Annotated in this window: 31 protein-coding genes; 28 read left to right on the forward strand and 3 right to left on the reverse strand. The window is 58.8% G+C overall.

Annotated features, from left to right (window positions below):
• Nucleotides 1-137: 137 nt before the first annotated feature.
• Nucleotides 138-725, reverse strand: coding sequence for a CGNR zinc finger domain-containing protein (locus RHM60_RS22170; protein ID WP_322212800.1), 588 nt, complete (start codon nt 723-725; stop codon nt 138-140).
• Nucleotides 726-814: 89 nt separating this feature from the next.
• On the opposite strand from RHM60_RS22170, the gene RHM60_RS22175 reads away from it, so the two are divergent.
• From RHM60_RS22175 to RHM60_RS22300, 26 genes are all read left to right on the forward strand, one after another.
• Nucleotides 815-1756, forward strand: coding sequence for an alpha/beta hydrolase (locus RHM60_RS22175; RefSeq protein WP_322212802.1), 942 nt, complete (start codon nt 815-817; stop codon nt 1754-1756).
• A gap of 311 nt (nt 1757-2067) precedes the next feature.
• Nucleotides 2068-2802, forward strand: coding sequence for a LexA family transcriptional regulator (locus tag RHM60_RS22180; RefSeq protein WP_209990705.1), 735 nt, complete (start codon nt 2068-2070; stop codon nt 2800-2802).
• 588 nt (nt 2803-3390) lie between these two features.
• Nucleotides 3391-3729, forward strand: a complete 339-nt coding sequence (locus RHM60_RS22185; protein ID WP_003231384.1) for a phage holin family protein — start codon at nt 3391-3393, stop codon at nt 3727-3729.
• Nucleotides 3730-3751: 22 nt separating this feature from the next.
• Entirely contained in the window at nt 3752-4267 is a 516-nt protein-coding gene (locus RHM60_RS22190; RefSeq protein ID WP_209989319.1) for a hypothetical protein, read from the forward strand.
• Between the two features lie 3 nt (nt 4268-4270).
• On the forward strand, nt 4271-4882 hold the full coding sequence (locus tag RHM60_RS22195; RefSeq protein WP_322212805.1) for a phage baseplate assembly protein V: 612 nt from the start codon (nt 4271-4273) through the stop codon (nt 4880-4882).
• Nucleotides 4883-4891: 9 nt separating this feature from the next.
• Complete coding sequence (locus RHM60_RS22200; RefSeq protein ID WP_015371360.1) at nt 4892-5224, forward strand: hypothetical protein; 333 nt, start codon at nt 4892-4894, stop codon at nt 5222-5224.
• A complete protein-coding gene (locus RHM60_RS22205; RefSeq protein WP_231421864.1) occupies nt 5221-6216 on the forward strand; it encodes a baseplate J/gp47 family protein in 996 nt (331 codons plus the stop codon). The genes RHM60_RS22200 and RHM60_RS22205 overlap by 4 nt, the downstream gene beginning before the upstream one ends.
• Complete coding sequence (locus tag RHM60_RS22210; RefSeq protein WP_322212807.1) at nt 6213-6851, forward strand: phage tail protein I; 639 nt, start codon at nt 6213-6215, stop codon at nt 6849-6851. The genes RHM60_RS22205 and RHM60_RS22210 overlap by 4 nt, the downstream gene beginning before the upstream one ends.
• Nucleotides 6848-7378, forward strand: coding sequence for a phage tail protein (locus RHM60_RS22215; RefSeq protein ID WP_231421865.1), 531 nt, complete (start codon nt 6848-6850; stop codon nt 7376-7378). The genes RHM60_RS22210 and RHM60_RS22215 overlap by 4 nt, the downstream gene beginning before the upstream one ends.
• Before the next feature lie 52 nt (nt 7379-7430).
• Nucleotides 7431-8183 carry a hypothetical protein gene (locus RHM60_RS22220; protein ID WP_231421866.1) on the forward strand — a complete coding sequence of 251 codons (753 nt, stop codon included), beginning with the start codon at nt 7431-7433 and terminating at the stop codon, nt 8181-8183.
• A gap of 9 nt (nt 8184-8192) precedes the next feature.
• Nucleotides 8193-8429 carry a tail fiber assembly protein gene (locus RHM60_RS22225; RefSeq protein ID WP_231421867.1) on the forward strand — a complete coding sequence of 79 codons (237 nt, stop codon included), beginning with the start codon at nt 8193-8195 and terminating at the stop codon, nt 8427-8429.
• A gap of 85 nt (nt 8430-8514) precedes the next feature.
• On the forward strand, nt 8515-8688 hold the full coding sequence (locus RHM60_RS22230; protein WP_169793791.1) for a hypothetical protein: 174 nt from the start codon (nt 8515-8517) through the stop codon (nt 8686-8688).
• Nucleotides 8689-8690: 2 nt separating this feature from the next.
• On the forward strand, nt 8691-9857 hold the full coding sequence (locus RHM60_RS22235) for a phage tail protein (protein WP_209989338.1): 1167 nt from the start codon (nt 8691-8693) through the stop codon (nt 9855-9857).
• A complete protein-coding gene (locus RHM60_RS22240; RefSeq protein WP_209989341.1) occupies nt 9857-10363 on the forward strand; it encodes a phage major tail tube protein in 507 nt (168 codons plus the stop codon). The genes RHM60_RS22235 and RHM60_RS22240 overlap by 1 nt, the downstream gene beginning before the upstream one ends.
• A gap of 182 nt (nt 10364-10545) precedes the next feature.
• Nucleotides 10546-11118 carry a phage tail assembly protein gene (locus RHM60_RS22245; RefSeq protein ID WP_322212808.1) on the forward strand — a complete coding sequence of 191 codons (573 nt, stop codon included), beginning with the start codon at nt 10546-10548 and terminating at the stop codon, nt 11116-11118.
• On the forward strand, nt 11115-11240 hold the full coding sequence (locus tag RHM60_RS22250; protein WP_015371366.1) for a hypothetical protein: 126 nt from the start codon (nt 11115-11117) through the stop codon (nt 11238-11240). The genes RHM60_RS22245 and RHM60_RS22250 overlap by 4 nt, the downstream gene beginning before the upstream one ends.
• Nucleotides 11241-11245: 5 nt before the next feature.
• Nucleotides 11246-13087 carry a phage tail tape measure protein gene (locus RHM60_RS22255; RefSeq protein ID WP_322212809.1) on the forward strand — a complete coding sequence of 614 codons (1842 nt, stop codon included), beginning with the start codon at nt 11246-11248 and terminating at the stop codon, nt 13085-13087.
• Nucleotides 13087-13470, forward strand: coding sequence for a phage tail protein (locus tag RHM60_RS22260; RefSeq protein WP_003231366.1), 384 nt, complete (start codon nt 13087-13089; stop codon nt 13468-13470). Before RHM60_RS22255 ends, RHM60_RS22260 begins: the two co-directional genes overlap by 1 nt.
• Complete coding sequence (locus RHM60_RS22265; RefSeq protein WP_057007712.1) at nt 13463-13675, forward strand: tail protein X; 213 nt, start codon at nt 13463-13465, stop codon at nt 13673-13675. The genes RHM60_RS22260 and RHM60_RS22265 overlap by 8 nt, the downstream gene beginning before the upstream one ends.
• Before the next feature lie 9 nt (nt 13676-13684).
• A complete protein-coding gene (locus tag RHM60_RS22270) occupies nt 13685-14695 on the forward strand; it encodes a contractile injection system protein, VgrG/Pvc8 family (protein ID WP_231421870.1) in 1011 nt (336 codons plus the stop codon).
• A 21-nt stretch (nt 14696-14716) separates the two neighbouring features.
• Entirely contained in the window at nt 14717-15274 is a 558-nt protein-coding gene (locus tag RHM60_RS22275) for a glycoside hydrolase family 19 protein (protein ID WP_209989360.1), read from the forward strand.
• Entirely contained in the window at nt 15262-15762 is a 501-nt protein-coding gene (locus RHM60_RS22280) for a lysis system i-spanin subunit Rz (protein ID WP_322212811.1), read from the forward strand. The genes RHM60_RS22275 and RHM60_RS22280 overlap by 13 nt, the downstream gene beginning before the upstream one ends.
• Before the next feature lie 81 nt (nt 15763-15843).
• Nucleotides 15844-16344 (forward strand): CinA family protein, encoded by a 501-nt coding sequence (locus tag RHM60_RS22285; RefSeq protein WP_209989366.1) that lies wholly within the window; start codon nt 15844-15846, stop codon nt 16342-16344.
• Between the two features lie 83 nt (nt 16345-16427).
• A complete protein-coding gene (gene recA, locus RHM60_RS22290) occupies nt 16428-17486 on the forward strand; it encodes a recombinase RecA (RefSeq protein WP_003231359.1) in 1059 nt (352 codons plus the stop codon).
• Between the two features lie 8 nt (nt 17487-17494).
• Nucleotides 17495-17962 (forward strand): recombination regulator RecX, encoded by a 468-nt coding sequence (recX, locus tag RHM60_RS22295; RefSeq protein WP_012722522.1) that lies wholly within the window; start codon nt 17495-17497, stop codon nt 17960-17962.
• A gap of 192 nt (nt 17963-18154) precedes the next feature.
• The gene (locus RHM60_RS22300; RefSeq protein ID WP_322212812.1) at nt 18155-19009 is read left to right on the forward strand and encodes a hypothetical protein; all 855 of its coding nucleotides are present in this window, start codon (nt 18155-18157) and stop codon (nt 19007-19009) included.
• A 184-nt stretch (nt 19010-19193) separates the two neighbouring features.
• On the opposite strand, the gene RHM60_RS22305 is transcribed toward RHM60_RS22300, so the two are convergent.
• Nucleotides 19194-20306 carry a TIGR00730 family Rossman fold protein gene (locus RHM60_RS22305; RefSeq protein ID WP_322212813.1) on the reverse strand — a complete coding sequence of 371 codons (1113 nt, stop codon included), beginning with the start codon at nt 20304-20306 and terminating at the stop codon, nt 19194-19196.
• A 209-nt stretch (nt 20307-20515) separates the two neighbouring features.
• Entirely contained in the window at nt 20516-20956 is a 441-nt protein-coding gene (locus RHM60_RS22310) for a PA3611 family quorum-sensing-regulated virulence factor (protein WP_057007719.1), read from the reverse strand.
• Between the two features lie 179 nt (nt 20957-21135).
• Here RHM60_RS22310 and RHM60_RS22315 point away from each other — a divergent pair, with 179 nt between their 5' ends.
• Both RHM60_RS22315 and erdR read left to right on the forward strand, forming a co-directional pair.
• A complete protein-coding gene (locus RHM60_RS22315; RefSeq protein WP_322212814.1) occupies nt 21136-21861 on the forward strand; it encodes a tRNA-uridine aminocarboxypropyltransferase in 726 nt (241 codons plus the stop codon).
• Nucleotides 21862-21979: 118 nt separating this feature from the next.
• Nucleotides 21980-22630 (forward strand): response regulator transcription factor ErdR, encoded by a 651-nt coding sequence (gene erdR, locus RHM60_RS22320; protein WP_003231349.1) that lies wholly within the window; start codon nt 21980-21982, stop codon nt 22628-22630.
• The last annotated feature ends 68 nt before the right edge of the window (nt 22631-22698 follow it).

A 22698-nucleotide genomic window follows, 5' to 3' on the forward strand; every position in this document is an offset into this window, starting at 1 on the left:
GGCGCTTGGCCCAGCATTTATTGCGATGGGCGCAAGGTTAACACGCGAGGTCGGGGGTTCGCAGGTTGCAAACGGCCAGGTAAAACACAAAAGGAGGACGATGCACTTATTCAAATGCGCCGCGCCCTTTTTGGCGCTTAGTCAGGTTTTTTCCTCGACCGGAACGCCGCCACTTTCATGCGATTGCCGCAGGTCGCCATGCTGCACCAGCGGCGACGGTGGGATTTGCTCAAGTCGTGGAAGAGCAGAATGCAGTCATGCGCCTCGCACTGGCGTACGAATTCAAACTTGTCGCCCGTCACCACATTCACCAACGCATCGGCTATCGGCCACAGCAAGCTTTCCGGGCTGTTGTCCGTTCGGTGAACGCCCAGCTGATATCCCTGCGCCTGGCTCTCCCATTCCAGCCTGCTGAACGGGCGACCTGCCTCAAGCACCTGGTTGATCACGCCGAGATCCACCGCAACGCCATTCATTGCAGCGTTCACCAGCGCCCTTGCAGCGTCACGCAGTTGGCGTGCTTCGGCGAGCAGGCCCTCGGGCGCTTGCAGTTGAGCGTTCTCCGGCAACAGCCCTGCCATCTTGAGCCAATTCATAACGCTTTGATCATCGCTGAGGCAGTCATGCTGTTGCTCGCCCACGCCGTACTCACTGTTGATGAAGTCGAGGGCGAGGTTGTCAGCCAGGAAGAGCGCGCCGGAGGCGGTAGGGGTCGAGGTCATCATTTTTTGTAACTCATAAAATATGTTTGACAGGTTACCAAAATCCTACGTAACCTTCAAACCTCAAATTTAACGGTTACAAGGAGATCGTCATGACATCGTCCAAACCCATTGCCGCTGCCGCGCTCGCGGCTTCCCTGTTGGCAGGCGGCGCGCAAGCCGCCGATGCAACGCGCCAGGTTCATCACCGCTACGAGCAAGTAGGTGATGTGAAAGTGTTCTACCGCGAGGCAGGCAACCCCAGCGCACCGACGGTGCTATTGCTTCACGGTTTCGCCGCTTCATCGTTCATGTTTCGCGACCTGATTCCCGAACTCGCCGATCGCTATCACGTGATTGCGCCAGACCTGCCGGCGTTCGGCTTTACCGAAGCGCCTGCGCGGGGCGACTATCCCTACACGTTCAGCCAACTGGCGAAGACCGTCGGCCAGTTCACCGAGCAGCTCAAGCTCCAGAAGTACGCGCTCATGGTTCACGACTACGGCGCGCCGGTGGGATGGCGTCTTGCGGTCGCCCATCCGGAGCGAGTCACGGCGATCATTTCGCAGAACGGCAACGCGTATGAGGAAGGTTTGGGCGACAGCTGGGCGCCTATCCAGAAGTACTGGCACGCACCGACGCAACAGAACCGCGACGCGCTGCATGACTTCCCGACACCGGCTTCCATCAAGTGGCAATACCTTGAAGGGGTGGCCGACAAGAGCACGGTGTCGCCGGACGGCTATACCCTGGAAGGGCTGCAAGTCACGAAGCCGGGCAATGCGGACATTCAGTTGGACCTGTTGCTGGATTACGCCTCGAACGTGGCCATGTACCCCGCGTTCCAGGCGTACTTTCGCGAGTACCAGCCACCGCTGCTGGCGGTGTGGGGGAAAAACGATCCGTTCTTCCTGCCGGCCGGGGCACAGGCGTGGAAGCGCGATCTGCCCAAGGCGGATATACGTTTTTACGACACGGGGCACTTCGCGCTGGAAACCCACGGCCGGGAAATCATTCCGGTGATTCGTGAGTTTCTGGATAAAAACGTTCGTTAGCCGCGATGTGCATGCCTGGCCAAGCACAGGAATCGCGCTCGGTTTGGAAGCTGTATTCACTTCCAGACCGAGCGCAATAACTGCGGTAACCGGCGAGGCTGAGAATGGATATTCGCGGTCTCTGGCCCTGGGGCATTTCTGATCTGTGAGCGTTTTCGACGTCAGATGCTTTTTGATTAGCACATCAAAGTGACGATAACCGCTTTCACGCGCCGCATTATCGGAATGCGGGATCACGATTCGGCCATAACGCATAAAATATGCAAATCAGCATTTGCCAAGCGCTGAATCTCTCGGCACTATCTGCCGTTATGCAAAAACGCAATGTTTCAATCGTCCTCAAAGAGCTGCTGGATCGCGACCGGATCTCCCCCACGGAGCTTCACCGGCGTACTGGTGTGCCTCAATCCACCCTGTCCCGGATCCTCAGCGGCAAGATCGTTGACCCGTCGGACAAGCACATTTCCCGCATTGCCGAGTACTTTCGCGTCAGCACCGATCAGTTGCGCGGACGCGCGGCCGTAGGCGCTCAGCGGGACGAAGAACGCGACCCGATGCATTCGGAACTCAAGGACATAAGCTTGTGGGACGACGACACCCCCGTGAATGACGATGAGGTGTCGATCCCCTTTCTGCGTGAGGTTGAATTGGCTGCTGGATCAGGAAGATTCGTCATCGAGGAAAGCGAAAAGGCCAGCCTGCGGTTCGGCAAGCGCAGCCTGCGGCATAACGGTGTGCAATTCGACCAGGCCAAGTGTGTGACGGTGCGTGGCAACAGCATGTTGCCGGTGTTGCGTGATGGCGCCACGGTCGGGGTGAATGCAGGCAAGAGTGGCATTGGCGATATCGTTGACGGCGACCTGTATGCAATCAATCACAACGGGCAATTACGGGTTAAACAGCTCTATCGCCTGCCTTCCGGGATTCGCCTGCGCAGCTTCAATCGCGATGAGCACCCGGACGAGGACTATAGCTTCCAGGATATACAGGACGAGCAGATCAGCATCCTCGGTCATGTGTTCTGGTGGGGCATGTACGCTCGCTAACCTTCCTCTGTAAGACAAAACCTGCCAACGAGCAGGTTTTTTTTCGCCTGCAAAACGCCTCAAGCCCCAGGCCGTCCTGGCTGAAAATGCGTTCATGCATTTAATTAGAAAAATAAATGCATTTATGCATTGACTGTATATGCATACATGCATATTCTTCACCTCAAGCCAGCCAACAAGGTCTGGTGGAGGCGGCAAGGATGCCGCCAGGGAAGACAAGGAAGGCACGCAACATCGGCAAGGATGCCATCGAAGCGATGGCAGGGAAGCCAGGCAACACCGGCAAGGATGCCGACGCTCTTTAGGGGTACCGCTTCAAAAACAGGCAGCGATGAACCGGCCTTAATGGTTCAGAGGGTTGGCAACTGACCCGGGTGTGCAGCGTAAAGCACCAGAAGCAGTTATCCGGCAGACAGGGATCGTGGTCGGAAAAACAATGAGGAAAGGACCGTACCGCGCCAGTAGCGCCGAAAGTCCGCGGACAGCATTACTGAAAAGCCCGGGCGACCGGGCTTTTTGGAATGCCTACCCATCGAACTATATGCGAATGAAAAACGGACTATCCAGTGCTCAGCCAGGAGGCGTGACATGACAAACGAACAACAGGCGTTAGCGGAAATGCCTATCTGGCTGGTCATCATATTGGCGGTGATCGGCGGTGTATCCGGCGAAATGTGGCGTGCCGACAAGGAAGGCGCCCGTGGCTGGTCGCTGATTCGGCGCCTGGCGCTGCGCTCCGGGGCCTGCATGGTCTGCGGCGTTTCAGCCCTGATGCTGTGTTACGCCGCCGGCATGTCGATCTGGACGGCCGGCGCCATCGGCTGCCTGACCGCCATGGCCGGCGCCGACGCCGCCATCGGGCTCTACGAGCGCTGGGCGGCCAAACGTATCGGGATCAACGAAGGCCCGCGCCAGGATCCGCGTTAATTGCTGCAAGGAAGCCACTGACATGACGTTCATCGAAAAACCATCCCAATTGCCGCAAGCCATCGGCCAGGCGCTGCATGTTGCCTTTCCCGACCTGAAAATCGGCAGCCATCAGGACTTTCAGGAGGGCGGTGTAAACACCGGCGTGCTGGTCACGGTCGAGGGCAATGGCCCCGGCATCCGCTCGCCCGAAGGGCGCAAGGCGCACGCCCTGGCCATTTCACTCAAGGCCATGGTTGCTGCGGGTGCCTTGCCGTTCGATGCCTGCGACCTGGCCAGTCAACTGATGGACCTGGTGCTGGACAACCGCTGGGGCCTGCCCCAGGCGCAGTGTGATTTGCCGACGAACATCGTTGCCACTCCGTCTTCGCGGACCGGTGCAGGAACGGACTACGACACCTGGACTGTTTCCTTCACCCAAACCCTCTACATCGGACCGGTGTTGCTCAACGACCCTACAGGCCAACCCTTGTTTGCCCGCACCTGGGAAGTCACCAACATCAACGACCCTGACCAATACAAGCCACTGGCGGAGTAACTCATGTTCGACGCGCTCTTACGCATGCAACTGGGGCCGATTGTCGAGCGTCTGGCAGAAATGGAAGCCCAACTCGAAGACCTGTATCGACGTGCCGACAGTTTCTGCCGAATCGGCGTTTGCCAGCAGGTCGATGCTGCCGCCAATACCTGCAAGGTCAGCCATGGCGATCTGGTCACGCCGGCTATCCGCTTTTTCAATCCCAGCGCCGGTGCGCAAACCGAAACGCGCATTCCATCGGTGGGTGAGCAGTGCCTGTTGCTCAACTACGGCGGCGGCGAAGGAGGTGCGCAGTCCGTGGCCTTGTTCGGCCTCAACAGCAGTCTGTTTCCGCCAGTCTCCAGCGTTGCGTCTTTAACCCGGCGCCGCCATCAGGACGGTACGCAGAGCGACTACGACGACGCCAGCCACACGTTCAACTGGGTCAACGGCCCGACCACCTTTACCGGTTCGCGCGAACAGATCGAGGCCCGAGTCGGCGCCGCCAGCCTGATCCTCAGCGCCCAGAGCATCGCGCTGCAAATCGGCGGCACCGCGTTGTTGCTTGACGCCGGTGGTGCCCATTTCAGTGGCCCGGTGGTGGACCACCAAGGGCGCCTCATCAGCCCCCGATAAGGACATCCCATGATCGGTATCGACCGAAACAGCGGGGCAGCCGTCGATGACTGGCTGCAATTCGTGCAGCGCGCCACCCGAGCGCTCACCACTCCCTTGGGCACTCGCCAGAAGCGTCCGTTGTACGGCTCGCGGGTGCCGCAACTGCTGGGCCAGAACCTTGGCGATGACCTGCTGATTCTTGCGCAGAGCCACGCCGCCCAGGCGTTCTACAACGCCCAGAACGGCATCGGCGACTTTCAACCCCAGGTCATCGTCGCCACTCGCCAGGGTGCCGGCTTGTTGCTGCGCTTCTCGGGCACCTGGAAAAACCGCCAACAAACCTTCGAGGTCGTGACATGAGCATGCTGATCCCAGGCCAGAACCAGCTGGCGGAACCGGCCATCATTGCGGTGGACGAGTTCGAACCCTTGCTGGCCGAATTCAAGGCGTTCGTGGTGGATTATGTGGCCACCCGCGCGCCGCAAAGCGCGGCCAAACTCAAGGTCAGCCTCGACAACGAAAGCGAACTGCTGACCCTGGCCCTGGAAGCCTTTTGCGTGCGTCTGCAAACCCATGAGCGCAAATACAACGCCCGCATCAAGCAGATGCTGGCGTGGTGGGCCACCGGCAGCAACCTGGATGCACGCCTGGCCGATATGGGCCTGGAACGCCAGGTGCTGGACCCCGGCGACCCGGCCGCTTTCCCGCCGGTGCCGCCGACCCTGGAAAGCGACGACGACGCCAGGCTGCGCTACTACCTCGCTCCCCACGCCCCGGCCGCCGGCTCACGCATGCAGTACCGCCGCGAAGTGTTCACCCTCGGCGAACGGCCGGCGGTGAATGTGCAGAGCGCGACACCGGGCGTGGTCACGGTCACGTATACCTTCGATCCGGACGGGTATGCGGTTCGGGTCAAGGATGGCAATGGGCGGCGAACCGCACCGGGTGAGGTCATGGTCACTGTCCTGGCGCGGGAGGGCGATGGCACACCGTCTGCCGACTTGCTGGACGGCGTGCGACGGCATTTCGCACGGCCTGATGTACGTCCGGAAACCGACCTGGTCAGTGTGCAAGGTGCGCACATCCTGCCGTACAAAATCCGCGTGGTTGCGAAGATCAATGCCGGACCGGATTCCGGACTTACCCAGGTCGCCGCGCAAAAGCTGCTGCAGGCATACGCCGAGTCCTGCCATCGCCTGGAAGGGCGGGTGGACCCGAGCTGGATCGACTATGCCATCCACAGTGCTGGCGCGGCGCAATTGCAGATCCTTGAACCGCTGGAGCCGATTGTCAGCTCGGCGTTCGAGGCCCCTTATTGCACGGGTGTCGAGGTGGAGGTGCGCACGCTATGAGTGAACTCAAAGCGAGTTTGTTGCCGGCCAACAGTTCACCGCTGGAAAAGGCGTTGGATTTGGGTTTTGGGGTATTGCTCGACCGGGTCATGCCGCCGTTTCCGGCGCTGATGAACCCGCTGCACACCCCGAGCGAGTTTCTTCCTTATCTGGCCGCCGATCGCGGTGTCAGCGAATGGGATGCCGATGCCAGCGAGTCAGAAAAGCGACTCACCGTGGCCCTGTCCTGGCAGATCCAGCGTCAGGCTGGCACCCCCAAGGCCTTGAGCCATGCGGTGGAGTCACTGGGTTTTACCCCCGACATCCATGCCTGGTTTCAGCAACACCCCATCGGTACGCCGTATACCTTCGACGTGCAGGCGATCATCGGGCGCAGTTGGTCCAGTGGTGATCACAATCGGCTGATCCGCCGCGTCAACGCCGCGAAAAGCGAGCGGGACCAGGCCACGATCACCATTGTTCACGAGACCGAAGGTCAGCTTGCGCTCACACAGGTTCTCGATGCCCCGTTAAGCGACGGGGAGTTTTATCTGGACGGCGCGTTGCCGGAATTGGCGCTGACTGCCCGGCTTAACAGTACCGGGCTCGCCCGGCACTACACCATTAACGACTACGACCTCAGGGCGCAGCCATGACAGATGACATCACGCGCCTGGTGCGCTTCACCTCCAAGGGATTGGATGAAGTGCTGCAGGCAAAGAACCAGGGCTTGAAAGGCGAAATCACCCACATCGGCGCCGGCACCGGCCGCTACACCCCCGACGGCACTGAAGTTGCCCTGCGCGATGAGCGCCAGCGGGTCGCCATTGTGGATTACGAAGACCTGGGCGATCACCAGCTCAGGATGGCGGCGCTGTTTGACGGCGACGGCGAGTATGAGATTGGCGAGTTCGGATTTTATCTCGCCAGTGGAACCTTGCTGGCGGTGTATGCCGTGGCCGGGAAGTTGCTGACGTATAAAGCGGCGGCGGCGCGGGTACTGCAAAAGTTTACGTTGGATGTTTCGCCGTTGCCGGCGGACAGCGTGACGATTGTGGTGGGGAGTGACAACTTGAATGTGCTATTGACTGATGAGATTGCGGCCTTGTCGGCCGCAAGTATAGACAATATGGCACGCGGTGTAGGGGTTCTATTTCGAGTAATGGAAATCGAAAAAAAATAGAGCGTTTTTATTGATTTTAAATGACGCTTTCTAAGCGTTTAGGAGCATTGTTTTGAGTATTGAACAGCAACTTTCTGCCGTCGTTAGCGCGGCAAATAGCTTGACTAATGTTGTTACCGGAAAAGTCGGGGAAATTGACAAGGCGATAGCGGATGCCCGCTTGGCGTATGACGCTCAATTGGCAGAGTTGAAAAATAGACTCCCAAGATTAGCGGTCAGTAAGAACTTTAATCTTTCCCCCAATGCTGACGGAACACTGATTGAAAATTGGGGGATTCATGCTGAAGTGACGCCCACTAAGCTGCGAGCTATCACCCCTGTGTCACAAGCGGCCGGACGCCCCCAAACTGATGTGGATTTCTTGCTTCAGGTGCAGGCAGATGTGCGTGAGCAATATCCAAACTTTGATATCAGGGCGAGCGACTATTGGCGTACGTTTGTATATCTGTGGCAAATGAAGTGGTCGGTGTCAGGAGTTAGTCCTTGGCTCGCGTTCCCTTACACGGTAGATATGGCGCTCGCGAATGGCTCTGGTGCAGTACCGCAGAACTCCTACCTGACCGTAGGCGCGTTCGTGCGTCTTTTGGAAGGTAGCGTTTCCGGAGCATGGAGCAATGGCGTTGAAAAGGGCAAGTGGCGTTGGTGTTCCAGTGTAATTTCTCCTACAGAATTGTTTGGAACTTATTACCATCTGCACCCGATGCGCACCTCATCAACTGGCGTTGTTGAGGTGATGCTGGCAGGGGCTTGCACAGGCGTTGTAACCAACCCAGGTGATTGGGGAACGATGTTGGCTCTAGGCTGAGGAGAGAATATGAAACCACTATTTATACCTGCTGAACTTCATCCGATTATCAAGTGGGAAATGATTCGTAACGCAAGAGATCAAGACTTGTCGGCGAGTGATTATGCAGCAATGCCAGACTATCCGATGCTAGACACCCATAAACTCATATTTGCTGAGTATCGTCAGAAACTGCGTGATATTCCAGATCAGGGAGGAGATCCAGACGCAGTTCTCTGGCCATCCAAACCCGACTTCCTGAAATAACTGATAACCGCGAAAGCGGTTTTTTTTCGCCTCCCAAAGCCCCTCCCGCAGGGGCTTTGGCGTTTTCCACCTGGAGAATTTCACCATGCCCACCCGCCAAACCTACACCGTCCTCATCCCATTCCCCATCGGGGGTGGCCACTGGTCCACCGCCGGCGAGGAACTGGAACTGCTGGACGTCGAAGCATCCGCGCTGCGCACCGCCGGCCGTCTGGAACTGACCAGCGTCCTCAACTCCACCCCCAAGAAGGCTGAATAATCATGGCTGAGGTTTTGAACTTCGAGCACAACGGCATCACCGTCAACGCCACCGAATCCCCCGAGGCCATGGGTGGCCTGGGCGATAACGTGATCGGTCTGGTCGGCACCGCGCCGAACGCCCACGGGTCGATCCCGAAAAACGCGCCGTTCCGTATCAACAGCTTCACCACCCAGGCGCTGCTGGACCCCACCGGCACTGAGTCGGGCACGCTGTTTCAAGCGGTGTACCAGATCCTCAAAGTGGTGAAGGTGCCGGTCTACGTGGTGATCGTGGAGGAGGGCGCAACCCCGGCCGACACCCTCAACAACGTGATTGGCGGCAACGAACCCGTCACCGGTCGCAAGCTGGGCCTGGCGGCCCTGAGCAGCGTCCCTGAAGACCTGACCATCATTGGCGCCCCGGGCTTCACCGGCACCAAGGCCGTGGCCAGCGAGTTTGCTGCCTTCGGCAAGCGCATCAAGGCCCGTGTGGTGCTTGATGGCAAAGACGCCAGTGTTGCCGACCAGGTGACCTACAGCGGTGAACTGGGCGGTGCCGACCTCGGCTTCGACCGCTGCCTGCTGGTACACAACATGCCGTCGGTGTACTCCAAGGCGGCGAAGAAAAACGTGTTCCTGTCGCCGTCGTCCCTGGCCATCGCCGCACTGGCCAAGGTCAAGCAGTGGGAAAGCCCGGGCAATCAGGTGACCTTCGCTGAGGACGTTTCCCGCGTGGTCGAGTACAACATCCTCGACACCTCCACCGAAGGCGACCTGCTCAACCGCTATGGCGTGAGCTACTACGCCCGCACCATCCTCGGCGGCTTCTCGCTGCTGGGTAACCGTTCCCTCACCGGCAAGTTCATCAGCTACGTCGGCCTGGAAGACGCCATCAGCCGCAAGCTGGTCAAGGCCGGGCAGAAAGCCATGGCCAAGAACCTCACCAAGTCCTTCATGGACCAGGAGGTCAAGCGCATCAACGACTGGCTGCAAACCCTGGTCGCCGACGAAACCATCCCCGGCGGCAGCGTGTACCTGCACCCGGAATTGAACAGCGTCGAGAAGTACAAGAACGGCACCTGGTTCATCGTCATCGACTACGGCCGCTACGCGCCGAACGAACACATGGTTTATCAACTCAACGCCCGCGATGAAATCATCGAGCAGTTCCTGGAGGACGTTCTCTAATGTTTACCAACCGAGTCAGACAGGCCATTGCGGCCACCCTTCAAGGCCTGCCATTGTCCGCGACCGTTGAGGAATTCACCCCGCCGAAGATCGAATTCGATATGGAAGCCATGTCCGGTGGCCGCTTCATTGCTGAAGAAATGGCCAAGAGCGGCAAGGTGCTCAATGCCACCTTGATCCTGCAGGGGGCCGGCCCGGAAATCATGCTGGCCCTGGGCGTACGCACGGGCGACGACATCCTGCTGAACGTGCGTGAGGCCGGTCAGGATCAGGACGGCAAGACCTATTTCACCTACCACACGGTCGGCGGCAAGTTGAAATCCCTGGGCGAAGCCAAGCTGAAAATGGGCGAAAAGGCGCTCACCACGTTGGAGCTGTCGTGCCGCACCTACAACCGTTTGGATAACGGCATTTCGGTGATCGACATCGACGTACGCACCCAGAAATTCGTACTCAATGGCGTCGACATTCTCGGCGACGCCCGCCGCGCCGTACTGATGCCCTAAACATTCCGGCAACCTGAAGCGCGCACGGTTTATGTGGGAGCTGGCTTGCCTACGATGGCATCCCCTCGATTCAGCAAATACACCGAGTCGCCTGCATCGCGGGCAAGCCCGGCTCCCACATTGACCGCGCCCGGCTTCACGGTTGCGCTGCTTTTATCCCACTTTCATCAAGGAATAGCCCCATGGCCTGGATGCCACCGCTGCACCGCCTGCTGTCCCCGATCACCGCCGACACCGGCGCTGCGATCGAGCAAGTGCAACTCAAACCGCTGTTCTACGCCGCGCAGAAAGACGCGCTGGCCCGGGCCGGTGATGACGAGGACGACCAGTTTTTCGAACTGGCGAAACTCGCCACCGGCCTGTCGGAAAAAGAGCTCGACCAACTCAAGCGCCCGGACTACGTGAGCATTGCGCAATACGTGCATGAAATGTCGACTCGCCCGGCGTCGTTCTTCCTGCAAACGCACGAAGAAAGTCGCCACGACCAACCCGTCCAGTTGCTGCTGCCGCTCAATGCCGCCGGCCGCACACTGACCGAACTGCCCCTGGAAATGCCCGCCCTGCGTGCCACCAAGGTGATGAAAAAAATCGCCACCAACAAAGAGCGCGCCGAGTTCATCACCGCTCACTGCACCGGCCTGATGATCCCTGACCTGGGCGACTTGACCGTGCCTGACTGGACGCAATTGCAGGAGCGCATCGACGATTTTTTAAATCAACCGGCGGACTTCTTTCGCAGCGCGACATCGAAGTGATCCTTGATGTGGTACCGCTGGTTTACTCGGTAAATGAAGCGGACATCCTCGATTGGGATGCCGCAAAAGCGTTGCGCCGCTACGACATCGCGATCACTCGCCTTGGCGTCAAACAGGAGTAAGCGGGATGCAGGACAAGTATTCGCTCGCATATGCCATGGTCAAGGATAGCCAGGGTGTATTCAGCAACGCAGGCGGCGCGAAGGGTGCCGGTAGTATTAACCCAGGCCAGTGGGTATCTGAAAATCATGCAGAGGCGGCGCCATTGTCCTCGATGGGCCTGGCGCTGACCAATGCCGGCTTGCAACTCAATGGTCTTTCGCTGTCCCTGGGATTACTGCGCGATGATGTGGACGCGCTGCAAGCCTCCTTTTCGCAGCTTAAGACGATGGGCATTGAACCGCCCAAACTTGAAAAGCGCAGCGATGAGAAGACAACCACCGAAGCTAAGTCGAGCACATCGCAAGAACTGCGGGTGATCCGTGAAGCCATGACGCTGCGCGACGTAAAGAGCCTCGATCCGGTCGCGGCCTTTCAACACTCGTTTGCTGTGCCAGCTATCAAGGAAAAAACCATAACGCAACTGCGCGAAGCGTCCTCAATGAGCGAGGAGCGGCTCTCCACGACGCTCAAGCCTGCACCGGTACTCTGGGAAGACGTGTGGCTCCAGACCAAGACCGACGTGATGGACGGAGCCAATGCTTGGGCCGGCACATCGCCGGCTGCCGCCACCACTGTGAAAACCGCTGAGGCGGTGATTCTCCCGGTGTTTTCACCTGTGTTTACCGACTTTTTTTCGGGTTTGGGAGATACGATAAAAAGTCGGGTGACTAGCAATGTGGTCGACGTGACGCTGGGCAAACTGCCTTGGGGACTCAGCAAACTGTTCAAGAGCGACGGCTTTAAAAAAGATCAGTCGTGCTGCTGTGCCACTGCAACCCAAGCCTCACTGAGCAGTCGCCGCTCCAGTCGCAGAGGCTCTTCTGCCAGGAAAAAGGGTAGCAATAGGCCCAACTCGCAGAAAAACCAGAGGGCGCGCAACACGCAGAAGAGACGGGAGGCGCAGAAGAAACAGGCCTCTGTGGCGAGGCCGGTGATTACAAAGCGGGCACCTGTGAAAAGCGGTGTCGTGATGTCGACGCTACGCAGCCTGTCTGAGCGCTTCATAAAACCCTTATTCCCGGCGCAGTCCAATGGTTTCCATGCCGGAGCACCCGGACAAGGCTTGCAGTCGCACAGCGTCCAGGTAAATAGCCGAACCACCAGCACTGATCTGCGTCATTCGATATCAAGTGGAACGCCGGGGCTGGTTGAAGCCTTGGAACGCGGGGGCGTGCCCCTGCTCTCCGAAGTTCGCGCAACCACCCAACCACACACGGCGCCCCCCAGCCATGAGCGTTCAGCCGTGCCCGTGGTAACTCATCCTCCAAAAATACCTACCTCTGGGCTGTTGGGCGCGATGAGTAAGCTGGAGTCTGCCGGCGCCCGCCGCCTTGGCCCGCTGAAGTATGTCGACACCGCCGTTGACGTGGTCCAGGGCGTACGCAATGGCGACGCCAAGGCCGTCGGTGCTGGCCTTAGCACCGCTGGCGGCGCCTGGGCAGGAGCATCCGCCGGCGCCGCGCTCGGCACCCTGGTTTTCCCTGGTATTGGCACCGCAGTCGGCGGCGCCATCGGTGGCTTGCTGGGCAGCGAAGCAGGCAGTTGGCTGGGTGACAAACTGTTCAGCTCAAATGATCGCTTGCCTGCGCCTAACGCGCTTAGCAAGGAACTCAACAGTGCCCGCACCGACAACGTCCAGGTCACGCTTTCACCCAGTATCCAGATCACCGGCGTCAACCTCGCCGATGCCCAGCAGGTCGTCAATCAGGTGATCCAGGCCCTGCAGTTCCAATGCCTGCCGATGGTGACCGACACCCTGGGCATCCGACGTAATGCGGCACTGGCCGATCCATCAGGAGGTGATTGATGCGACAACAAATGGTGCTCGGCGACTTTATTTTTGGCCTGTCCCGAGGGTTCGCCTATTCCACGCTGTCCCGCGCCAGCGATGGCGGCTGGCAGGACCTGGCGATTATCGCCAGCAAGCCGCAGTCGCGACAGAACGGCCAGAAGCTGGAAAAACTGACCTTCGGCGGTACCGCGATGTACGCCGTGGGCATGCAGCGACTGGACGAACTGCGTGCCTTGCAGAATGCCCGCGCGCCGCTGCCGTTGGTCGACGGTATCGGCCGCAATTGGGGCCTGTGGCGGATCAATTCGGTGACGGAAGCCCAAAGCAACGTGATCGATGACGGCACCGCCATGGTCATGACCTGGACCCTTGAACTGGAGGAATTCGTCAATGCGTAGAGTGCGAAGTATTGCCGGGGATTCGGTCAACCTGCTGCTCTACCGGGAGCTGGGCCGTTGCGACGATAGCGCGGAGGAAACGCTTTGGCGTCTGAACCCTGAGCTTGCCGAGTACGGCCCGGTGCTGCCGGCAGGTGTGTGGGTGATTGTGCCTGAGCTGGCGTCGCGGCCTTCTGCCGTGCGTCCCGTTTCGGCCTGGGATTAAGGAGGCGACATGGCACAGGGATTTACCCCCAGCGTGGAATTTTACGGCGCCAATGCGGCGCTGCTCAATCAACGCTTGATGCATTGGAGTCACACCGATGCGGCGGGCATTGAGGCCGATCGGCTGGAACTGACCCTCAATATCGAGGGCCTGGAGGGCTTGCCAAGCCTGAGCGGTAAGATCGGCCTGCGAGTCGGTTATCAGGAGTCAGGACTGGTGGAGAAAGGCGAGTTCGTGATTACCCAAAGAACGCCGGTGCTGTTTCCCATGCGCTTGATGATCGTCGCCACTGCTGCACCTTTCAGCGTGCAGGATGCCAGTGGCTATCGTCAGCGTCGCTCTGCCAGTTACGGGCCGACCACCCTGGGCGCACTGTTTCGCCAACTGGTCAGTCGCCACGGCTACTCACCGCGCGTGGCGCCCGAGCTGGACGGGATCGCGATTGCCCACGTCGACCAGTCCAACGAAAGCGACATGGCATTCATCACCCGTTTGGCCAAGCGTTATCGTGCGGTGACCAAGCCGATCAACGAGCTGTATGTGCTGGCGGAAGCCGGGCGGGTCAAAACGCTTTCCGGTCAACTGTTGCCGGACGTCACGTTATCGGTGACCCGCGACAATCGCCCCGGTGAACCGGCCTTCATCACCGCCACGCTCGACGAAAAATCGCGCTCGAAGTACATGGGCAGTCGCGCTGCCTGGTGGGATGCCGCAGCGGGCAAGCAACGTGTGGCCCAGGTTGGCGTCGCGCCGTTCAAAACACTGCGCCAGCGCTATCAGAACCAGGCCGAAGCGCAGTCCGTTGCTGAAGCGGAATTGCGTCGGGTCGGCCGCGAGGGCCTGACATTGATGATCGATTGTCCGGGTAACCCGCTGCTGGCCGCCGAAGGTCTGTTGCTGTTGGATGAGTCCTGGCCGTCGTACATGCAGGGCCGCTGGTCGATCAATAAGGTGACGCACGTGGGCGACCCGGCGACGGGCTATCGCAGTTCCATCATTGCCGGCGGTTTGTCGACATAGGCTTTTTCCAGAGTAACAACCATGGTGATATCACTCGCGCAGCTTATTAATGTCATGCCCTTGTCCCGCCCCAGAGCGGGCTTTTTTTTAACGGCGTTGAATGACGCCAGCGTCCTTTATGAGATCAATACCGCAAAACGCTGGGCGGCGTTCCTCGCACAGATCGGCCACGAGTCCGGCCAACTGCGCTATGTGCGCGAACTGGGCAGTGATCAATACCTCAGCAAATACGACACCGGTACCCTGGCCGCGCGCCTGGGCAATACGCCCCAAGCCGATGGCGACGGCCAGAAGTATCGGGGCAGGGGACTGATCCAGGTCACCGGGCGGCGCAACTACCTGGCCTGCAGCCAGGCACTGTTCGGTGATGACCGTCTGTTGCAACAACCTGAACTGCTGGAGCAGCCGCAGTGGGCCTGTGCGTCTGCGGCGTGGTTCTGGCAGAGCAATGGCCTGAACGAGCTGGCAGATATAGACCAGTTCACCACCATCACGCGGCGTATCAATGGCGGACTTAATGGCCTGGAGGATCGTTTGCAATTATGGGAACAGGCGAAGGCGGTGTTATGCGCTTTCTAGCGGTGTATCGACTGATCGGTTTCGGCCTGTTGATTGCCGTGGTGTGGCAGGTGCAGGCCTGGCGTTTGGGGGCGCAGCTTGAGCGCCAGTCGGCAGACCATGCACAGGCGCTCAGCCAGCAAAGCCAGGCGGCGTTGCGCCAGCAACAGGCAGAACAGGATAAACGCCTGGCCCTTGAGCAGCAGCTCAGCGCCAGCGACAAACAACATGCACAGGAGTTGAGCGATGCCCAACGTAACCAGACTGCTCTGCGTGACCGCCTGGCCACTGCTGATGTGCGGCTGTCAGTCCTTCTCGACCCCGCCGACGCCATCAGTTGCAGTGCAGTGCCTGCCCCCACCGCCACCGGCAGCGTGGTTCATGCAGCCCCGCGAGCCCGACTTGACCCGGCGCATGCTCAGCGAATTATCGGCATCACCGACGACGGTGATAACGCCCTGATCGCCTTGCGTGCGTGCCAGGCCTATGTGCGAGCGATTGTGCGTTAGCGTCTTGATGCACGCTGCAACTTGCATGGTTGATTGGCTCCTGTAGGGTAGGTGAACGCCCGCCCACTCCCGGAGACGACCGTGAACGAAATCACCCAGCTTGCCGCTGAACTTGGCCGCCGTTTGCAGGTGCTCAATGCCCATGTCACCACGGCCGAGTCGTGTACGGGCGGCGGCATCGCAGAGGCCATCACGCGAATCCCCGGCAGCTCGGCCTGGTTCGAGGCGGGTTATGTCACCTATTCCAATCGGCAGAAGACTCGGCAATTGAATGTGCCGGAGCCGTTGTTCGCCAAGGTTGGGGCGGTCAGCCAGCAGGTAGTGGAAGCGATGGTGCGTGGTGCGCAGGAGAAAAGCCTGTCGCGCTTTGCCGTGGCAGTCAGTGGCGTGGCCGGCCCCGATGGTGGTTCGCCGGACAAACCGGTGGGCACCGTCTGGCTGGCGTGGGGGGTGGGTGATGAGGTGTCGGCGCAGTTGGCGCACTTTCCCGGCAACCGGGATGAGGTCCGCCGACAAACGGTAAAGGCCGCGCTGGAGGGCTTGTTGCGACGAGCTGCAGCAGAAATGGAAAATCAGGGGTAGGCGATCTCTGATCTTTGTGGAACAATACTGTCTACTTATACAGGTGTTGGCCGCCAGGCCTTATTGATTACGTGAGGACTTTAATGGACGACAACAAGAAGAAAGCCTTGGCTGCGGCCCTGGGTCAGATCGAACGTCAATTCGGCAAGGGTGCCGTAATGCGTATGGGCGATCACGACCGTCAGGCGATCCCGGCTATTTCCACTGGCTCTCTGGGTCTGGACATCGCGCTCGGCATTGGCGGTCTGCCAAAAGGCCGTATCGTCGAAATCTACGGTCCTGAATCTTCCGGTAAAACCACTCTGACCCTGTCGGTGATTGCCCAGGCACAAAAGATGGGCGCGACCTGCGCATTCGTCGACGCCGAGCACGCCCTCGACCCCGAGTACGCCGGCAAGCTGGGCGTCAACGTCGACGACCTGCTGGTTTCCCAGCCGGACACTGGCGAGCAGGCCCTGGAAATCACCGACATGCTGGTGCGCTCCAACGCCATCGACGTGATCGTGGTCGACTCCGTGGCAGCCCTGGTACCCAAGGCTGAAATCGAAGGCGAAATGGGCGACATGCACGTGGGCCTGCAAGCCCGTCTGATGTCCCAGGCGCTGCGTAAAATCACCGGTAACATCAAGAACGCCAACTGTCTGGTTATCTTCATCAACCAGATCCGTATGAAAATCGGCGTGATGTTCGGCAGCCCGGAAACCACCACCGGTGGTAACGCGCTGAAGTTCTACGCGTCGGTCCGTCTGGATATCCGCCGTACTGGCGCGGTGAAAGAAGGTGACGAAGTAGTCGGTAGCGAAACCCGCGTTAAAGTCGTGAAGAACAAGGTCGCTCCGCCGTTCCGTCAGGCTGAGTTCCAGATTCTTTACGGCAAGGGTATCTACCTGAACGGCGAGATGATCGACCTGGGCGTGCTGCACGGTTTCGTCGAGAAGTCCGGTGCCTGGTATGCCTACAACGGCAGCAAGATCGGCCAAGGCAAGGCCAACTCGGCCAAGTTCCTGGCAGAGAACCCGGATATCGCGGCCACGCTTGAGAAGCAGATTCGCGACAAGCTGCTTACCGCAGCGCCGGATGTGAAGGCTGCCGCCAACCGTGAGCCGGTTGAAGAAGTGGAAGAAGCTGACACTGATATCTGAAGCAAACGATGACCGTTGTATTGGATACACTCGTCGCCGTTCGGCGCACTGCAATGGACCTGCTCGCTCGCCGCGAGCATGGTCGGGTCGAGCTGACGCGTAAATTGCGTCAGCGCGGCGCAGAGCCCGAAATGATCGAAACAGCCCTGGACCGTTTAACGGAAGAAGGGCTGCTGTCGGAATCCCGTTATCTCGAAAGTTTCGTGTCCTATCGAGCCCGCTCCGGTTATGGCCCTGCGCGAATCCGCGAAGAGCTGAGCCAGCGTGGTCTGCAACGTGCCGATATCGACCTTGCCCTGCGCGAGTGCGGTATCAGTTGGCAAGCGCAGCTGGAAGACACCTGGCGTCGCAAGTTTTCTGGCCATCTGCCAATTGATGCCAGGGAGCGCGCGAAGCAAGGGCGTTTTTTGAGTTATCGCGGTTTTTCGATGGAGATGATCAGTCGTTTGTTAAGCGGCCGGGATATGGACGATTGAACAGCATATAAGTAGGTGGGAGGGTTAAGTCTCTTCGTACCTTGAACGCGCTTGTAGTTAGAGCGCGGTGCAGAAAAAGCCCACTATGAAAATAGTGGGTTTTTTTTGTTCCAGAAATTCGTTGAGTCACAAAAATCGGAGCTTCGCTTTGATCCGCCATAAAGGAGTCCCATGAAACAGAAAGGAATCAGTATGAAGAAGATCATCATCGCGCTTATGTGCCTATTGTCTGCCGCAGCCCATGCCGAAAAATACTCTACCTATGCAGAGTCTCCTGGAACTGCTGTGGGATTCGTGACGTCAGTCGTTGACTATAGTCCTGGAAGTGGGGCATCTGGTGACGGCGCTATTCAAAGTAATGCAGTGGGCACGCCGGATGGTAAGTACCTGTCCCTGGGAAAGAGTGGCAGCGCAGTATTTAAAGTGGGCCCCAATGCGCTCAAGGCTGATGGTACTTCAGCTGTCGACATCTACGTGTATGAGGCTGGCTGGTGGGATTCATTTGATGTGTACGTCTCAGCCAATGGCGTGTCGTACACCAGGCTGACACCCACGATTGTCTCCCAGGCATCCGGTGGTTCAGGCTCTTGGGCAGGTTTCAATATCGACGGACAAGTCGATAAGGTGCTTGCTTATCCTTATGTGAAGGTGGTCGACACCAGCAACAGCACCAGTGTAATCCCGGGCACCGATGGCGCCGATGTCGATGCCATCATGATTACAAGTGCTGCCGAGCCGGTAGGCAACAATGTGCTTTATGATACCGACACGCTTAACGGTGACACCTACAACCTTTATGCAGATGCGGACTCTGGTGTTGTAGGGGTAAAAGTCATTACATCGAACGGTGCGGTTACCTATATTCCATTTTCAGCGGGTAACACGCTGACACCCATCGCTGTTTCCGTCCAGTCTGATGTGAACGGTGATTCGGTAAATGACATTAATGTACTGGCAACTCGTAAATCCGATAATGCGCAGCTCAATATCTACCGTGATTTGACTGGCGCGTTCATCAAGACCGTTGATAATTCCGCCATCAAATAATGCGTGTAAAAAATGTGGGAGGGGGCTTGCTCCCGAAAGCAGTGTTTCAGTCAGTACAACGGTGACTGAACTATCGCTATCGGGAGCAAGCCCCCTCCCACATTGAGTGTATTTGGCAAAATTTAAAGCACTGTGCAGAAAAGGCCCACTATGAAAATAGTGGGCCTTTTTTTTTGCTCAAAAATCAAGCTGGTTCCGGCGCCACTCGCTGCTGCGCTTTCCCCTGGGCCTCTGCCCAGTTCTCCGGCAAGTTGATGTAATCCACCAGCTCACGCAAACGGCCTTGATCGCGACCATTGAAGTTGAACACCAGTCGCGTCAGGTGGCTGAACCCCGGTTCATCGTGATCTTCGCCGGTGTAGGCCCGTTGCTGGAATTCTCCGCTCAAGCGCAGGCTGGCGAACTCATCCTGCAGGTGAGCCATTGCACGCTCGCTGAGGGCGTGATGCATGCGCAGCACAAACTCGCGCTTCAGCCAGCGTGTGGAATGGAAGTTGGCATAGAACTGGTTGATTTCTTCCACTGCTTCTTCTGCGCTGTACACCAATCGCACCAGCTTGAGGTCGGTGGGCAGGATATAGCGGTTGGCTTCCAGTTGGCTGTGGATAAAGTCCAAAGCGCCTTGCCAGAAACCGCCTCCCGGCGCATCCAGCAACACCACGGGTACCAGTGGGCTTTTGCCGGTCTGGATCAGCGTCAATACTTCCAGCGCTTCATCCAGCGTGCCGAAACCGCCGGGGCACAGCACCAACGCATCGGCTTCCTTGACGAAGAACAGTTTGCGGGTAAAAAAGAAATGGAAGGACAGCAGATTATCGGTGCCATCGATGGTCGGGTTGGCGTGCTGTTCAAACGGCAGGGTAATGTTGAACCCCAGGCTGTGCTCCAGGCCTGCACCTTCATGCGCCGCAGCCATGATGCCGCCACCGCCACCGGTGATGACCATCAGGTCCGAGCGTGCAAGGGCGGCGCCGACTTCCCTTGCAAGTGCGTACAACGGACTTTCCATCGGCGTCCGGGCTGAGCCGAACACGGTTACCTTGCGCCGGCCCTTGAACTGCTCCAGCACGCGAAAGGCATGGTCCAGCTCGCGGATGGCGCGCAGGGTGATTTTGGCATTCCAGCGGTCCCGATCGTCCTGGGCCATGCGCAGGACGGTAAGAATCATGTCGCGATACAAAGGGATATTCTGACTGTTGGGAGCGATCAGTTGGAGCTGCGCGTCGACCTGCTGCGTGAGATCAGTCCCGTTTTCTTCAAAGTGACGTAATAGAAGCTCATTCGATTCATAAGGCATTCAACTTCTCCTTTTTTGCCCTGAAAAATATTACAGAACAGCAGTGAAACTGCTGCGAGCGAAAGGATGGGATGGCTTGATCATGGGCCGAAAAACCCTTGGCTGGCAACCGCTTATTGGCGGTCAAGCAAGTGTCTGGCTGTACGGGAGAAACTGACGCGGGGGAGTCACGCGCCCAGGGTCCTGGGCACGAGAGGATCAAGCAGGGCTTACTTTTTCTTTTTCGCGGCGGTCGGTGCCGGGCAATCCGCTTCCACGAACTTGACCGACGCCACAGGGCGGTTGGTCTTGTTCTCGGTAATTTCGTAGCGCATTACCGCGCCCTTGGCCATCAGCTCGCGGTAACCCGGATTCAGGCATACGCTCTGGCCCAGCTGGAAATACACAGCCTTGGGGTTGGCGCGCATCTGTTCGGCGCGGTCAGGCAGAACGCTGAGGTGATCGATCAGTTGCATGCCTTCAACGGTGTAGGCCACTTCCAGGGTTTTTTCGTCGATTTCCCGGGGCAGGTCCTTGTTACTTTCGGCCGCGACGCTTTGCAGCTTCCTGTTCATTTGGGCCTCCAGCAGTGAGGCCGCCTGGGCGCCAACAGGCAGCACCAGCGCGAGGGCGATGGACGGGGCAGCAAGGCGCAGCATGGAACGCAGCATGAAACTCTCCTGATTCGGTTACTGGTGCATAGACCCGCCACAGGGCTGTGCGTTCAGTGGCGCGAGATTATAGGTGAGCCCTGGCCACTACAGCCAGGCGTATCGCTGGTAAACTGCGGCCACTTTTACCTGCCACGAGTTTTTCCCGTGTCGATTGACCCGATTTTGCGGCGCACCCGATGAGCCACGCCGTTTTCCGCCTGCGCACCGAGCGCCTGGCGCGAGCCGTGCGCCCCTTCCTCAACCGTGGTTCGCGCGCCGAACGTTGCCCCAACTGCCGTGTGATTCCCGAGTATTGCCTGTGCGCCTGGCGACCAGCGGTCCACGCCCGGTCGGCCATGTGCCTGTTGATGCACGATGTCGAACCGATGAAACCCAGCAACACCGGCTGGCTGATTGCGGATGTCATTCACGACACCCGCGCATTCGCCTGGTCGCGCACCGAGGTTGATCCGGGTTTGCTCACTTTGTTGGCCGACCCGCAGTGGCAACCCTACATCGTGTTTCCCGGTGAGTTTGTGACGCCTGAGCGGGTGGTCAGTGAAGTTCGCGTGGAGGAGGGCAAGCGCCCGTTGTTCATCCTGCTGGACGGCACCTGGAGCGAGGCGCGCAAGATGTTTCGCAAGAGCCCCTACCTGGAGCATCTGCCGGTGCTGAGCCTGGCGCCGGACCAGCTGTCGCGCTACAAGCTGCGGCGCTCCAAGCGTGATGATCATTTCTGCACGGCCGAAGTTGCAGCCCTGTGCCTGGAGCTGGCCGACGACCTGGTCGCCAGCGAAGTACTCGACGCCTACCTCGACGTGTTCAGCACCCATTACCTGGCCGCCAAATTCCAGTTGCCACTGGACCCGACCGACAACGTCCACACGCGCCTTGTGCCCTTTGTCCCGACGGCAAAGCCATGATGGCAAGGTAACGCCACAACCCGCTAAAATGCCCACGGCGTAGTGCTTGACCCTTCAGGCAGCGCTGAGCAAGCTGGGCGCCGATCAGGGGCCCCATAAAAACAGGATCATTTAATCAATGGCCACATACGAAATCCTGATAGCCGATGACCATCCGCTGTTTCGCAGTGCGCTGCATCAGGCCGTCACTCTGGGCCTGGGTCCGGATGTTCGCCTGGTCGAAGTGGCCAGCATTGCCGAACTGGAAGCACGCCTCACCGAAAAAGCCGACTGGGACCTGGTGCTGCTCGACCTGAACATGCCGGGCGCCTATGGCTTTTCCGGGCTGGTGCTGCTGCGTGGGCAGTATCCGCAGATCCCGGTGGTGATGGTCTCGGCCCAGGAAGACGCTGATGTGGTGGTGCGCTCCAAGGAGTTCGGCGCCAGCGGTTTCATCCCCAAGTCCAGCGCCATGGAAGATATTCAGCAGGCTGTGCGCACGGTATTGGACGGTGATGTGTCGTGGCCGCCGCAGGCGTTTGAAGAGATCAACGTGTCCGACGAAGCCAAGGCGGCCCGTGATGGCCTGGCGAGCCTGACGCCCCAGCAGTTCCGCGTATTGACCATGGTCTGCGAAGGGCTTCTGAACAAGCAGATTGCCTACGAGCTGAGCGTGTCGGAAGCGACCATCAAGGCCCACGTCACGGCAATCTTTCGCAAGCTTGGGGTGCGTACGCGAACCCAGGCGGCGTTGCTCTTGCAACAACTTGAGTCAATTTCGCAGCACTAAGCTGTTACCGCTTCACGCTTTTTTGACTTTGCGTGATCTAGTTTCCCCACTTCTTTGGTTCAGTTGCC

Origin of the sequence: Pseudomonas sp. MH9.3, assembly GCF_034354675.1 — a bacterium.
Taxonomy (GTDB): domain Bacteria; phylum Pseudomonadota; class Gammaproteobacteria; order Pseudomonadales; family Pseudomonadaceae; genus Aquipseudomonas.

Coding starts and splice junctions, on each gene's coding strand:
- RHM60_RS22170 (WP_322212800.1), bottom strand. CDS start 725: ATGATGACCTCGACCCCTACCGCCTCCGGCGCGCTCTTCCTGGCTGAC.
- RHM60_RS22175 (WP_322212802.1), top strand. CDS start 815: ATGACATCGTCCAAACCCATTGCCGCTGCCGCGCTCGCGGCTTCCCTG.
- RHM60_RS22180 (WP_209990705.1), top strand. CDS start 2,068: ATGCAAAAACGCAATGTTTCAATCGTCCTCAAAGAGCTGCTGGATCGC.
- RHM60_RS22185 (WP_003231384.1), top strand. CDS start 3,391: ATGACAAACGAACAACAGGCGTTAGCGGAAATGCCTATCTGGCTGGTC.
- RHM60_RS22190 (WP_209989319.1), top strand. CDS start 3,752: ATGACGTTCATCGAAAAACCATCCCAATTGCCGCAAGCCATCGGCCAG.
- RHM60_RS22195 (WP_322212805.1), top strand. CDS start 4,271: ATGTTCGACGCGCTCTTACGCATGCAACTGGGGCCGATTGTCGAGCGT.
- RHM60_RS22200 (WP_015371360.1), top strand. CDS start 4,892: ATGATCGGTATCGACCGAAACAGCGGGGCAGCCGTCGATGACTGGCTG.
- RHM60_RS22205 (WP_231421864.1), top strand. CDS start 5,221: ATGAGCATGCTGATCCCAGGCCAGAACCAGCTGGCGGAACCGGCCATC.
- RHM60_RS22210 (WP_322212807.1), top strand. CDS start 6,213: ATGAGTGAACTCAAAGCGAGTTTGTTGCCGGCCAACAGTTCACCGCTG.
- RHM60_RS22215 (WP_231421865.1), top strand. CDS start 6,848: ATGACAGATGACATCACGCGCCTGGTGCGCTTCACCTCCAAGGGATTG.
- RHM60_RS22225 (WP_231421867.1), top strand. CDS start 8,193: ATGAAACCACTATTTATACCTGCTGAACTTCATCCGATTATCAAGTGG.
- RHM60_RS22230 (WP_169793791.1), top strand. CDS start 8,515: ATGCCCACCCGCCAAACCTACACCGTCCTCATCCCATTCCCCATCGGG.
- RHM60_RS22235 (WP_209989338.1), top strand. CDS start 8,691: ATGGCTGAGGTTTTGAACTTCGAGCACAACGGCATCACCGTCAACGCC.
- RHM60_RS22240 (WP_209989341.1), top strand. CDS start 9,857: ATGTTTACCAACCGAGTCAGACAGGCCATTGCGGCCACCCTTCAAGGC.
- RHM60_RS22245 (WP_322212808.1), top strand. CDS start 10,546: ATGGCCTGGATGCCACCGCTGCACCGCCTGCTGTCCCCGATCACCGCC.
- RHM60_RS22255 (WP_322212809.1), top strand. CDS start 11,246: ATGCAGGACAAGTATTCGCTCGCATATGCCATGGTCAAGGATAGCCAG.
- RHM60_RS22260 (WP_003231366.1), top strand. CDS start 13,087: ATGCGACAACAAATGGTGCTCGGCGACTTTATTTTTGGCCTGTCCCGA.
- RHM60_RS22265 (WP_057007712.1), top strand. CDS start 13,463: ATGCGTAGAGTGCGAAGTATTGCCGGGGATTCGGTCAACCTGCTGCTC.
- RHM60_RS22270 (WP_231421870.1), top strand. CDS start 13,685: ATGGCACAGGGATTTACCCCCAGCGTGGAATTTTACGGCGCCAATGCG.
- RHM60_RS22275 (WP_209989360.1), top strand. CDS start 14,717: ATGGTGATATCACTCGCGCAGCTTATTAATGTCATGCCCTTGTCCCGC.
- RHM60_RS22280 (WP_322212811.1), top strand. CDS start 15,262: ATGCGCTTTCTAGCGGTGTATCGACTGATCGGTTTCGGCCTGTTGATT.
- recA (WP_003231359.1), top strand. CDS start 16,428: ATGGACGACAACAAGAAGAAAGCCTTGGCTGCGGCCCTGGGTCAGATC.
- recX (WP_012722522.1), top strand. CDS start 17,495: ATGACCGTTGTATTGGATACACTCGTCGCCGTTCGGCGCACTGCAATG.
- RHM60_RS22300 (WP_322212812.1), top strand. CDS start 18,155: ATGAAGAAGATCATCATCGCGCTTATGTGCCTATTGTCTGCCGCAGCC.
- RHM60_RS22305 (WP_322212813.1), bottom strand. CDS start 20,306: ATGCCTTATGAATCGAATGAGCTTCTATTACGTCACTTTGAAGAAAAC.
- RHM60_RS22310 (WP_057007719.1), bottom strand. CDS start 20,956: ATGCTGCGTTCCATGCTGCGCCTTGCTGCCCCGTCCATCGCCCTCGCG.
- RHM60_RS22315 (WP_322212814.1), top strand. CDS start 21,136: ATGAGCCACGCCGTTTTCCGCCTGCGCACCGAGCGCCTGGCGCGAGCC.
- erdR (WP_003231349.1), top strand. CDS start 21,980: ATGGCCACATACGAAATCCTGATAGCCGATGACCATCCGCTGTTTCGC.